The sequence below is a fragment of the Desulfovibrio sp. 6_1_46AFAA genome (assembly GCF_000224635.1).
In the GTDB taxonomy this organism is placed as follows: Bacteria; Desulfobacterota; Desulfovibrionia; order Desulfovibrionales; family Desulfovibrionaceae; genus Desulfovibrio; species Desulfovibrio fairfieldensis.
In genome coordinates, this window is the sequence record NZ_JH114304.1 from 432,084 (window position 1) to 443,957 (window position 11,874).

At 57.2% G+C, this 11,874-nt stretch carries 10 protein-coding genes; all 10 read left to right on the forward strand.

Annotated features, from left to right (window positions below; translation table 11 throughout):
• Positions 1-229: 229 nt before the first annotated feature.
• The 10 genes from HMPREF1022_RS14560 (at position 230) to HMPREF1022_RS14605 (ending at position 11,772) form a co-directional block, all read left to right on the forward strand.
• Complete coding sequence (locus HMPREF1022_RS14560) at positions 230-1,234, forward strand: KpsF/GutQ family sugar-phosphate isomerase (RefSeq protein ID WP_009303735.1); 1,005 nt, start codon at positions 230-232, stop codon at positions 1,232-1,234.
• Positions 1,234-1,581: a DVU3141 family protein gene (locus HMPREF1022_RS14565; protein ID WP_009303736.1), complete on the forward strand. Its 348-nt coding sequence runs from the start codon at positions 1,234-1,236 to the stop codon at positions 1,579-1,581. The genes HMPREF1022_RS14560 and HMPREF1022_RS14565 overlap by 1 nt, the downstream gene beginning before the upstream one ends.
• On the forward strand, positions 1,578-2,378 hold the full coding sequence (locus HMPREF1022_RS14570; protein ID WP_009303737.1) for an ABC transporter permease: 801 nt from the start codon (positions 1,578-1,580) through the stop codon (positions 2,376-2,378). The genes HMPREF1022_RS14565 and HMPREF1022_RS14570 overlap by 4 nt, the downstream gene beginning before the upstream one ends.
• Positions 2,375-3,037, forward strand: coding sequence for an ABC transporter ATP-binding protein (locus tag HMPREF1022_RS14575; protein ID WP_009303738.1), 663 nt, complete (start codon positions 2,375-2,377; stop codon positions 3,035-3,037). Before HMPREF1022_RS14570 ends, HMPREF1022_RS14575 begins: the two co-directional genes overlap by 4 nt.
• Positions 3,027-4,595: a capsule biosynthesis protein gene (locus tag HMPREF1022_RS18980; protein WP_232221617.1), complete on the forward strand. Its 1,569-nt coding sequence runs from the start codon at positions 3,027-3,029 to the stop codon at positions 4,593-4,595. Before HMPREF1022_RS14575 ends, HMPREF1022_RS18980 begins: the two co-directional genes overlap by 11 nt.
• Before the next feature lie 127 nt (positions 4,596-4,722).
• Positions 4,723-6,495: a polysaccharide biosynthesis/export family protein gene (locus HMPREF1022_RS14585; RefSeq protein WP_232221618.1), complete on the forward strand. Its 1,773-nt coding sequence runs from the start codon at positions 4,723-4,725 to the stop codon at positions 6,493-6,495.
• A gap of 8 nt (positions 6,496-6,503) precedes the next feature.
• Complete coding sequence (kdsA, locus tag HMPREF1022_RS14590; RefSeq protein ID WP_009303741.1) at positions 6,504-7,352, forward strand: 3-deoxy-8-phosphooctulonate synthase; 849 nt, start codon at positions 6,504-6,506, stop codon at positions 7,350-7,352.
• The gene (gene kdsB / locus HMPREF1022_RS17660) at positions 7,349-8,671 is read left to right on the forward strand and encodes a 3-deoxy-manno-octulosonate cytidylyltransferase (RefSeq protein WP_009303742.1); all 1,323 of its coding nucleotides are present in this window, start codon (positions 7,349-7,351) and stop codon (positions 8,669-8,671) included. Before kdsA ends, kdsB begins: the two co-directional genes overlap by 4 nt.
• A complete protein-coding gene (locus tag HMPREF1022_RS14600) occupies positions 8,668-9,573 on the forward strand; it encodes a glycosyltransferase family 2 protein (protein ID WP_009303743.1) in 906 nt (301 codons plus the stop codon). Before kdsB ends, HMPREF1022_RS14600 begins: the two co-directional genes overlap by 4 nt.
• A gap of 45 nt (positions 9,574-9,618) precedes the next feature.
• On the forward strand, positions 9,619-11,772 hold the full coding sequence (locus HMPREF1022_RS14605) for a glycosyltransferase (protein ID WP_009303744.1): 2,154 nt from the start codon (positions 9,619-9,621) through the stop codon (positions 11,770-11,772).
• Positions 11,773-11,874 lie beyond the last annotated feature (102 nt).

Here is an 11,874-nt window from a genome sequence, read left to right on the forward strand (position 1 = left end):
CAATTTTTGAAAGTCAAAAAGTGGACAGAAATGAAATATCAGGCTGGATTTTATAATTATCTTTAAAAAAGCAGTTATGGGAAAATTTTTAAAATGGACATGAATATTGTCACCAGGAGCCTTTGAGAGTATTGTTCCACAAACATTCATTGACAGTGCGACTGTCGAAGTCATTTGTAACGTCCCGCTCCCCTCGAATACCGGAGAGCGCGGATGTGTCAGAGGTGTTATGTCTGTGGAAAACGCCAGAGAGCGGATGACGGCAAAAACCGGGCGAGAGGAAAGACTGCGGGAAGCGGCTTTTGCCTCTTCAGTGTTGCGACAGGAGGCCCATGCCCTGACGCTGCTGGCCTGTGGGCTGGACGGCTCTTTCTGCGAGGCAACGGACTGTCTGTACGGCATAAAGGGACGCATCGCGGTCACGGGCATGGGCAAAAGCGGTCATGTGGCCCGCAAGGTGGCGGCCACTCTGGCCTCCACTGGCTCCCCGGCCTTCTTCATTCACCCGGCGGAAGCCAGCCACGGCGACCTGGGCATGCTGGCCTCCGGCGACGCGGTTCTGGCCTTTTCCAATTCCGGCAATACGGCGGAACTTTCGGACATCGTGCTGTACGCCGCGCGGAGGGATATTCCCCTGATAGGCGTGACGCGCAACGCGGACAGCCTGCTGGGCAAACATGCCGCGCACATCCTGCTGTTGCCGTTCGTGCCGGAGGCCGATCCGCTGGACTGCGCCCCCACCACATCCACCACATTGCAAATGGCCCTGGGCGACGCGCTGGCTCTGACGCTCATGCGCCGTCGCGGCTGTTCCCCGGAAGATTTTCACCGCTGGCATCCGGGCGGCTCGCTTGGCCGCAAGCTGCTGACGGTCAAAGAAATCATGCACGAGGGCGAGGACATGCCCCTGCTCCCGGCTTCCGCACTTATGCCGGACGTGCTGATGCTGATGACCGGCAAGGGCTTCGGCGTGGCGGGCATTCTCGAAAAAGACCGGCTTGCGGGCATCATCACCGATGGCGACTTGCGCCGCCATATGGGGCCTGCCCTCATGGACAAAAAAGCAAAACAGGTCATGCACCCCGATCCTGTGGTGGTGAATGAAGACACGCTGGCCGTGGCCGCCCTGCGGCTCATGCAGGAAAACAGGATTACCTCGCTGTTCGTCACCAGGGAAGGAAAGCCGGTGGGCATTCTCAATGTTCATGACTGCCTGCGCGCGGGGGTGGAATAATGTGGCGGCAATCCCTGCTCTTCCTGGTCTTCTGCGCCATACTTTCCGGCTGCGCCGCGCGTGAATCCGTCTCTCCGACGACTTCCACTCCGGAGACGGTTCCCGCCGCGCAGTCGTTCAACGAACAGGTGGCCGCCCTGCCGGAAGGCGCAACGCAATACTTTGCCGAAAGTCCCTTCGGCCCGGCCAGCATTGAGGCTGGAGCCCCCTATCTTTCCGGTCTGGGCAACGAGTGCCGTTCCGCCCGCGTCACACGCGGAACCATGAGCCACAGGTTCGCGTTCTGCAAGGAAGAGAAAGGCAACTGGCGTTTCCTCCCCACCATCTTTGAGAGCATGCCGCGATGAACGCCGACGCTGTTCCCGCTTCTTCCGTATCGCCCGCCCTGACCGTGCAGGGAAGAGTGATTTACGCTCTGGTCATGCGGGAAGTGCATACGCTGTACGGCAATACCCGGCTCGGCTACCTCTGGGCCATTATCCAGACGGCGTTCAATATAGCGGTATTCTGGCTGTTCCGTGAGTTTCTCGGCGCGCACGCCCCCCACGGCATGGGGATGGCGGTTTTTCTGCTCTGCGGTTTCATTCCCTGGTATATGTGCAGCGATGCCATTTCCCGCTGCATGAAAGCCGTAAGCGCCAATCAGGCGCTGCTGACCTTTCCGCAGGTGACGGAACTGGATCTGATGTTGGCGCGGGTCATTGTGGTCTGGGGCACGCAGCTTGTCTGCGCCCTCGTCATTCTGTCCCTTGCCGCCGCCCTGGGGCAACCCGTCGAGCTGCGTCATCCCGGTTCGCTTGCGGCCACGCTGTTCCTTGCCCCCCTGCTGGGATTGGGCATAGGGCTTGTTTTCGCGTCCCTGGCCCGCCTCTGGCCCACGCTGGAACGGCTTGTGCCCATTCTGATGCGCTTCCTGTTCTTTGCGTCCGGGGTATTTTTTCAGGTATCCGAACTGCCCGCCCGTTTTTCCGGGCCCCTGCTGCTGAACCCCGTGGCGCAACTCATTGAATGGCAGCGCTACGGTTTTTCCGCGTCCTCATCCGCCCCCCTGTACAGCATGGACTATGTGGCCGCGTGGTGTCTGGGGTCGCTCTGCCTCGGCCTGTTGCTGGAACGCTATGTGCGCGGGAGGGAAGTCCGATGATCGAGCTTTCCCGCATCAACAAATCCTACCGTCTGCCGCACGGAAAACGCAGGGATGTCCTGCATGATGTCAGCATCACCTTCCGGCCCGGCGTGAACATGGGGATTCTGGGGCTGAACGGTCAGGGCAAGTCCACGCTTATCCGCATCATCAGCGGCGCGGAACGCCCGGACAGCGGCATTGTGACGCGCAAGGGGCGGGTATCCTGGCCCATCGGTTTTGCCGGAGGCTTCAACGGCAGTCTGACCGGACGGGAAAACCTGCGTTTCACCTGCCGCATCTACGGCGCGGACATCAATGACGTGACGGAATTTGTGGAGGATTTTACGGAACTCGGTCCGTACATGGACATGCCGGTAAAAACCTATTCAGCGGGCATGCGCTCCAAGCTGGCTTTCGGTCTGAGCATGTCCATCGGTTTTGACTTCTATCTGATTGACGAGGCGTATTCCGTGGGCGACGCCTCTTTCCGGGCCAGGGCGGAAAAGCTCTTTGAGGCGCGCAGGGCGCACGCGACGCTGGTTGTGGTGTCGCACAGCGTGGCCACCATCCGCAAGAACTGCGACAGCGCGGCGGTGCTGCACAATGGCCTGCTGACCGTGTACGACAAGCTCAATGACGCCCTGCGCGTCTATACGGGGATTTGCCATGCCGGATAGCAGGACAGGCATCCCCGCCACGCAGGCTTCCGGAGCCAGGACTTCCGCGCCCAAACAGGCTCCGGATGCAAAACCTTCTTCTCCCGCCGCGCCCTCGCCTTCCCCAAACAAGGCGTCTCCGGCCCAGCCTTCTCCCGCCGCGCCTCCGAAGGCACAAGCGCAGGCAACGCCTCCCGCTGCCCCAAAAGAGAAATCCAGGGCGCAAGCGGCGACGCCGCCCAAAGGAAGTTCGCCTGCCGCGCCGTCAAAAACGGAAGCCGGGAACAAGGTTCCTTCCGCCGCCCCCAAAGGACAGCCTCCCGCTCCGGCCAAAGCGGCTTCCGCGCCGCCCAAAACAGCCGAGAACCCAAAGCCCGCAACGGTTCCGACTTCGCCCGCGCCCGCCGACCAGACCTCGCAGGCCATTCCCGATCTGGTTCTGGCCGCGCCCCCTGTCGCCACGACGTTCGACAGAATAAATTCCCGCCTTTCCCCGGCCATGAAGGCGCTGCTGCTGGCCGTGCTGCTGCCCACATTCCTGTCCCTGCTGTACTTCGGCCTGTGGGCTTCGCCCATGTATATCGCCGAAGCCCGTTTCGCCGTGCGCGGCGCGGAAACCGGGGGGATGGGCACGGGACTCATGGCCATGCTGATGCCCGCCGCCACGGCGGTGGGTGTGGATGCCAACATCGTGGCCGAATACATCCAGTCCCCGGACATCATGGAGGCCATTGACGGAGAAATGGGTATCTTCCGCCATTTCTCCAGCCGCGAGTATGACCTGATCAGCCGTCTGGCCGCCGACGCCACGCGGGATGAACGCCTCTCCTATTGGCAATGGGCGGTGAACCCCTCCTTTGACCCGGAAACCGGCATCATCGCCCTCTCCGTCAAAGCCTATGACCCGGCCACGGCCAAGCGTCTGGGAGAAGCGGTACTGGCCAAAAGCGAGGCGCTGGTCAACGCCATGAGCCGCCGCGCCCAGGAAGATTCCATTACCCTGGCCATGAGCGAGGTGAAGACGGCGGAAGCCCGCGTGAGCAAGGCGCAGGAAGCCATGCGGGAATTCCGCAACAGGAGCGGCATGCTGGACCCGGTCAGCACGGCGGGCGGGTTGCAGGGCATCGTCAGCCAGTTGGAAGGCGAGGCTGTGAAAGTCCGCGCGGAAATCGCGGAAGCCTCCACCTACATGAGCAAGAACGCCCCGACCCTGGTGGGGCTACGCGCCCGGCTGGAGGCGGTGGAAAAGCAGCTTGCCTCGGAAAAGCTGCGCCTGGCCGGGGAGGCGGCCCGCGAAGACAGCCTGACCGCCTTTGCCGGGGAATACGAAGCCTTGCAGACCGAAAGCGAGTTCGCCCGCCAGCAGCTTGTCTCGGCCATGACTTCGCTGGAAACCGCCCGCGTGAAGGCGGAAGCCAAGTCCCGCTATGTGGTGGCCTTTCAGGTTCCGGCCCTGCCGGACGAATCCCTGTATCCACGTCCTTTCCTGTTTACGGCCTATGTCCTTGTCGGCGCTCTTGCGCTGGCGGGTCTGTGTTCCCTGATTATCGCCGCCGTGCGCGAACACGCGGGGTTTTAATATGATGGATGTAAGGTGGTTGGAAAAGCGGGGCTCCGCCCCGAACCCCGCCGGGAGAGATAATCTCCCCCGGACCCCCATATTTAATTGGCCTCTTCTGGCGCTGTTGCTTGTTTTGCTCGTTTCCTTGCATACATCCGCTCACGCGGCGGAAGAGCCGCGCCAGAACGGAGCAACGTACGGCGGGAGTCTGGGCAAGTCCGGCAATCCCAGCCCCGGCGGCAGCGGCGGCATTCAGGGCATACCTTCGACCCGGCCCCCGTCCTACCAGGCGGGCGGTTATCAACGGGAAACTGTTCATCAGCAGGGCGTGTTGCGGCAGGATTCCGGCTACCGGCGGGAAAACCGTCAACGCCAGTATCTGCCGGGTCTGCCCGCCTGGGCTTTGGACACGTATCAGCCCGACATGACGCAGGGCTTGCAGCCCTTCGGCGCGAACCTGTTCCGGGGCAATTTCGCGGGAACCTACGGCAATGGGATGAATGACGATTATGTGATTCTGCCGGGCGACAGAATCACCGTGCGCGTCTGGGGCGCAAGAAGCTATGACGATGTGCTCTTTGTAGACCAGCAGGGCAACATCTTTCTGCCGGAAGTGGGGCCGGTGCGGATAGCCGGGCTGCGGCAGTCTGAACTGCCCGGCGCGGTACGGGCTGAACTGGCCTCGGTCTTCCCGGAGAACGTCAATATCTATGTGAACCTGCAAAGCGCCCAGCCCGTGGCCGTCTATGTGGCCGGGAACGTGCCCAATCCCGGCCGTTACGCGGGCGGGCCGCAGGATTCCGTCATGTCCTATCTGGACCGGGCCGGAGGCATCCTGCCGGAACAGGGCAGCTACCGGAACATCAAAATTCTGCGCGGCAAACAGACCATCGGCCGAGTGGATCTCTACAGCTATATGCTCCGGGGCGAACTGCCCGCCATCCGCCTGAAAGACGGCGACACCATTCTGGTGGAACCCTTCGGCATGTCGGTGGCCGCCTATGGCCTGCTGCGCCAGCCCGCCCGCTATGAGTTCAGGGGAGCAACAGCCGGCGGCAGGGAACTTCTGGCCTACGCCCTGCCCATGAACGGCGTTTCCCACGTCAGTGTGGGCGGCATGCGCAACGACGAGCCGTTCAACGTGTACGTGACTCTGGACGATTTCCGCAACCTGCGGCTTGAGGACGGGGACCGGGTGGAATTTGTGGCCGACACGCGGGGCAAAACCATCATGGTGGCCGCGTCCGGGGCCATTCACGGCGCGTCGCGCTTTCCCGTGCTCAAGCAGACCAGACTGAAGACGCTGCTGGAATATGTGGCCGTGGAGCCGGAGCTTGCGGACATCAAGTCCATCTATATCCGCCGCAGGAGTGTGGCGGCCGAGCAGAAGGTCATTCTGGCCGACGCCCTGCGCCGTCTGGAACAGAGCGCATTGACCGCCACGTCCGCTTCCGTGGACGAGGCCGGCATCCGGGTCAAGGAAGCCGAGCTGATCCAGAACTTCGTGCAGCGGGCCTCGCAACTGGAGCCGGACGGCGTGCTGGTGGTCTCCCGCGAGGGCAGAATTTCCGACGTGCTGCTGGAGGAAGGCGACGAAATCATCATTCCCCGGAAAACAGACGTGGTGCACGTTTCCGGCGAAGTGCTCATCCCCACCGCCGTGACCTGGGAAAAGGGCCTTTCCCTGAAAGGCTATCTCAGCGGCGCGGGCGGGCTGTCCGACCGGGCGGACGCGGGCAACATCCTGATCGTGGGCCTCAACGGGGAAGTCTCCCGCGCCAGAGGGCAGAAAATCGAGCCCGGCGACCGCATTCTGGTCATGCCCAGGTTTGATTCCAAGAATCTGCAACTGGTCAAGGACGTGACCCAGGTGCTGTACCAGATGGCCGTGGCCGTCAAGGTCGCCGTAGGGCTGTAGGGGGGATTATGGGATTTTCCTTGGAGTTTCAGGGCAAGGTCTTCGGGCCGGTGGACAACAATGCGCCCCTGTTCTGCATTGCCGGGCCGTGCGCGCTGGAGAGCCGCGCCCACGCGCTGGAAGTATCCGCCGCGCTCAGGGAGATCTTTGCGGCGGCGGGCGTGCCGTTCCTCTACAAGTCCAGTTTCGACAAGGCCAACCGTTCTTCCGGCGCATCGTTTCGCGGCGTGGGCATGGCCGAAGGGTTGTCCATTCTGGCCGAGGTGCGGGAAAGCGTGGGCGTGCCCGTGCTGACCGATGTGCATACGCCGGAACAGGCCGCGCCTGTGGCCGAAGTGGCGGACATGCTCCAGACCCCGGCCTTTCTCTGCCGCCAGACTGATTTGATTGCCGCCGTGGCCGCCACAGGCAAGCCCGCGAACATCAAGAAAGGCCAGTTTCTCGCCCCGTGGGAGATGGAGAATGTGCTGCAAAAGGCCAGAGCAACGGGCAACGAGCGTATCTGCCTGTGCGAACGCGGCACGAGCTTCGGCTACGGCAGTCTGGTGGTGGACATGCGCGGGCTGGACATTATGAAGCGCACCGGCGCGCCCGTCGTCTTTGACGCCACGCATTCCGTGCAGCTTCCCGGCGCGTTGGGCGACCGCAGCGGCGGACAGCGGGAATTCGTGCCCGTGCTGGCCCGCGCCGCCGTGGCCGTGGGTGTGGCCGGTCTGTTCCTGGAAGTGCATCCCGACCCGGACAGGGCCCCCTGCGACGGTCCCAACATGCTGGCCCTGCGTGACCTGCCGCCATTGCTGGAGCAACTCAAGGCGTTTGATCAACTGGCAAAGGAAACCGCGGGAGTCGGGGCATGAAAGCCGTCGCCGTTATCCCCGCCCGTTATGCCTCCACCCGTCTGCCGGGCAAACCCCTGCTGGACATCTGCGGCAAGCCGCTGTTGCAGCACGTCTGGGAGATCGTGTCCCGTGCGCGTGGGCTGGATGAAGTTGTAGTGGCCACGGACGACGCCCGCATAGCCGATGCTGTGGAGCGCTTCGGCGGCAAGGTATGCATGACTTCTCCAGAGTGTCAGTCCGGTTCCGACAGGGTGCGCGAGGTCGCCGCCTCTCTTGCCGCTGACGTGTACGTCAATATTCAGGGCGACGAACCCTTGCTGGAAGCTTCGGCCATTGAAAGGCTGCGGGACGTCTTCACGGAAGATGCAGGCGTGCAGGTGGCGACCCTGTGCAGCCGTATCAGCGAGGAACAGGCCCGTTCTCCGCATCAGGTCAAGGTCATCCGCGACCATGCGGGAAACGCATTGTATTTCAGCCGCGCGCCGCTGCCCTTTGTGCGCGAACGTGGCGAATCCACCGAATTTTTGGGGCATGTGGGCATCTACGCCTACAGGGCCGATGTCCTGCGCGGCTTTGCCTCTTTGCCGTTCTCTCCGCTGGAACAGGCGGAAAAGCTGGAACAGCTCCGTTTTCTCCAGGCCGGTATTGCCATCCGCGTGCTGGAAGCGCCGCCGATGGGCGCGGGCGTGGACACCCCCGAAGACCTGGAGCGGGTACGTGCGGTCATCAGGGAGAAGGAAAATGCTGACAATGCACATGCTGGAACCGTGGCTGTGGGGGATTTGCGGCGGCCTGTTTCTGCTCTGTCTGTGGCTGCCGCGCGACTGAATCCCGAACTGACACGCAGACTGCGCCACATCAAGCTGGTCATCACCGATGTGGACGGCGTGCTCACGGACGGCGGTCTGTACTACGGGCCTGACGGCGAGTGTCTGAAACGCTTTCATGCCCGCGACGGCCTGGGCGTCAGGCTGCTGCAACAGGCCGGGATACAGGTGGCCGTGCTCTCCGGGCGGGACTGCCCGGCCCTGCGCAGACGGCTTGCAGATTTGGGCATTACCGAGGCCGTATTGGGGCAGGTGGACAAGCGGGCGGCGTTGTCGGGCATCATGGAGCGCTACGGCGTTGTCGCTGACGAAGTTGTCTTTATCGGAGACGACATCCCGGACATGGAGGTTTTTAACCAGTGCGGGGTGTCCGTGACGGTGGGAGATGCGCCGGATTACGTGAAGGACAGGGCTGACCTCGTGCTGGAATGCGGGGGTGGTCAGGGGGCATTGCGGGAGCTGGTGGACGGGATTTTGGAAAAGAAATCAGGTTTCAAGGGGGACATATGAAAATTTCTGTCATCGTTCCCATATACAATATGGAGAAATTCATCATGCGGGCAATTTCCTGCCTGAAGGCTCAGGATGAGCCGAATATTGAATTTCTCCTCGTCAATGACGGTTCCACTGACGCCACATTGAACATTTTAGAGCAGCTCTGTGCGAATGATGGGCGTTTCCATATCTTCAGCATGGAAAACCGGGGATATGGGCATGCCTGCAATTTTGGAATCAAACAGGCCACAGGCGATTTTTGGGCCATTTATGAACCTGATGACTGTATAACTCCTGATTTTTACTCCTGCCTTTGGCAAACTGCCGATCGCTACAGTCAGGCTGACATTATCAGATATAACGGAATATACCGCCATGAAAATGGCCAGTCCCGTACGCTATATCACTGGAAACAGAACTTTACAGGAAAAATTCTTGATAAATATGCCCTGAAAAGGTTCTGGCGTTCTCATCCTTCAGTTTTTAACGGCATATATCGAAAGAACTTCATGCGGCAAAAGTCTGTATGTTTCTGTGAAACTCCAGGAGCATCTTTTCAGGACGCCATGTTCGTAGTGTCTTTATTTTATGCAAATCCATCAATATATATAATAAATGATATAAAATATACGTATACTATTCATAATATGCAATCCATACAATTTGTGGATGATAAAATTGATTTTGTCATTAAAGCCTGGGAGATGGAGGCTGACTGGATATTCAATAATGGATTTAGAGATTATGACTTATTTTTGTATAAAGTCTTTACCCAAATGAACAGTCTTTTGAAAAGAGTTTCTCCCAAAAATAAGGAGAAACTTATGCATAAATTTAAATATTTAAACAAAGGCAAGATTTATCTCGACAGTGATATTCCAACAATAGCGCAAAAAATAAAATATGCCCTGGCATAAAAATCACCATACCACGTCGCGTGCTGTATGTATGGAGTAATTTGTATGAATATTTTTCAGTTTGTGGACAGCTTGTCTTCCGAGCCCTGCCTGATGGGTGATGAGTTATACATTGAAGAAGGGAAATGGTTGCGCTGGGAGCATCTTCAACTCTCCCCCCTGGATGTTGTTTCTCTGGAGAAAGTTTATGGCGACCGTTTTTCCCTGTCCTTGAATTTCGTTGGAAAGCTTTTGATCAAAGCCGGAGTCAGCTCTGAGGGAAAAAGTTTTGTCTGGTGCGGAGAAAAAACACTTGAGGCTCATAGCCCCGGCAAGGGGACATGCGAAATAGACTTGAGCGGAATTCAGTCGGGCACTCTGGAAATCAGCCTTCATGCACTGGAAGAAAGCGTTGTCTTTGACGACAGTTCCATCGCCGTTGAGAAAGCCATCCGCCCTGAGCATGTGCTGTATGATTTTCTGTTGCCAACATACGAATTGTGTTGTGAGGAACCGCTGTACTATCGATTCACCGGAGAGCGAGCCTACTATTCCTTCGAGGAGAAATGCGTTCATCTGAATAAAGATTCTTCCGTGGATCTGCTGACCTATTTCAACGCCTTCAGCGCCGTAAAATGGCAAAAATATACCAATGTCGATCATCTGGCGTTGTATCTCGATTTCATGGGCGAAGCGAGAGCCGAGGCTATTCATATCTGCGAGAGGGGAAAAAGTGTTCTTGCCGCATGGAAACTGAAAGCCGACCACCGTACCACACTGGAGCTGCCACTCGGCAAATACCCTGATACCGGCATCATCGGCCTGCACATTCATGCCGAACAGAAGTGCGTACTGTACGGTGGAGGATACCTGACGGATGCCCCTGAAACCCAGCCTGTGCGCCTGGGCATCGGCATCACTACCTATCGCCGCGAGGAGGCTGTCAAGGCGTCCGTGGCCCGGTTGGGCAAGGCCATTGCCGCACATCCCCTCTATCACGACGTCATTGACATAACAGTGGTCGACAACGGGCAAACTCTTGTCCCAGAAGATGTGCCCGCCGCGACCCTGATCCCGAACAGAAATCTCGGCGGGACGGGCGGCTTTATGCGCAGCCTCATGCATTATCGGGATAAGGGGACATACACCCACTGCCTGTTTATGGACGATGACGCCAGTTGCGAAGCAGGCTCGCTCTTTCGCAGTATGTCTTTCATGCGGCATGCAAAAGATATGTCCGTTGCCGTCAGTGGGGCCATGCTATCGGAAAATGTACAATTCATCCAATGGGAAAACGGTGCATGGTTCGATAAATGCTGTCATCCTATGCACTGCAATTATGATTTGAGAGATCCTAATATACTTGTACTAAATGAAAAAGAAGATGCTCTACAGCCTACATACGGCGCATGGTGGTTCTTCATGTTCCCTATAAACAATGTTGAGATGTTCTCTTTTCCATTTTTTGTTCGAGGCGATGATATAGAGTTTTCATATACAAACAAGTTTAATATTGTTCGTATGAATGGCATATGTGTATGGCAGGAAGATTTCAAGATTAAAGAATCTCCAATGACACTGTATTTAGATGTACGTTCTCATATTTTACATCATCTTGTATTGAAACATATTGACAACGGCGCTTGGGATATTCTCAAGATGGTGTGGGCATTTTTTAAGCGTTTTAATTGGTCATACCAATATGATACTGCAAATGCAATAGTTACATCATTTGCTGATATGCTGGAAGGCCCGAAATACTGGCTGGACAACATGGATACCAGCAAAATCAGGGCAAAAATCAAGAAAAGATATACGCAGGAGGCCCCGCGTCCCCTGCGGCGGAGCTATCAGGATATACCTGAAGCAAGGGAAAATATTCGCCTACCCTTCTGTACTAAATTTATCCGAAAAATATCTTTGAATGGTCACCTGTTACCTGGCTGTATGGTGCGCAAGGGGATGAATCGCCTGAGTAAATATCAAGTGCCGTTCGCCAATCGCGTCTTTCTGCGTGATGAAGTCCTCGTATGCAATGAAATCAATAAGACTGAATTTATTCTAAAACTAAATACGCAATATGCTTTGAAGAATTTATATTATATGATTTTAGCTTCCACAAAATTTTACCTCAATTATAGTAAATTAAAAAAACACTATCAAAACTTTTTGAAAACATTGAAAAACGATAAATTCTGGAGAGAAAATTTTAATCAATGAGTTCATTAAAATTGTACTTTTACCTTTTTGTTAAGGTAGTAAAATCTGGTAAGGTCGTTATTGGTCATGCTCATAAGCGCCATAAAATGGGATGGCCGTGTC

What these genes read in the sequence shown, in the direction of transcription:
- kdsA (WP_009303741.1), top strand. Translation starts at nt 6,504, where the DNA reads ATGGGATTTTCCTTGGAGTTTCAGGGCAAGGTCTTCGGGCCGGTGGAC.
- HMPREF1022_RS14600 (WP_009303743.1), top strand. Translation starts at nt 8,668, where the DNA reads ATGAAAATTTCTGTCATCGTTCCCATATACAATATGGAGAAATTCATC.
- HMPREF1022_RS14570 (WP_009303737.1), top strand. Translation starts at nt 1,578, where the DNA reads ATGAACGCCGACGCTGTTCCCGCTTCTTCCGTATCGCCCGCCCTGACC.
- HMPREF1022_RS14575 (WP_009303738.1), top strand. Translation starts at nt 2,375, where the DNA reads ATGATCGAGCTTTCCCGCATCAACAAATCCTACCGTCTGCCGCACGGA.
- HMPREF1022_RS14605 (WP_009303744.1), top strand. Translation starts at nt 9,619, where the DNA reads ATGAATATTTTTCAGTTTGTGGACAGCTTGTCTTCCGAGCCCTGCCTG.
- kdsB (WP_009303742.1), top strand. Translation starts at nt 7,349, where the DNA reads ATGAAAGCCGTCGCCGTTATCCCCGCCCGTTATGCCTCCACCCGTCTG.
- HMPREF1022_RS14565 (WP_009303736.1), top strand. Translation starts at nt 1,234, where the DNA reads ATGTGGCGGCAATCCCTGCTCTTCCTGGTCTTCTGCGCCATACTTTCC.
- HMPREF1022_RS18980 (WP_232221617.1), top strand. Translation starts at nt 3,027, where the DNA reads ATGCCGGATAGCAGGACAGGCATCCCCGCCACGCAGGCTTCCGGAGCC.
- HMPREF1022_RS14560 (WP_009303735.1), top strand. Translation starts at nt 230, where the DNA reads ATGTCTGTGGAAAACGCCAGAGAGCGGATGACGGCAAAAACCGGGCGA.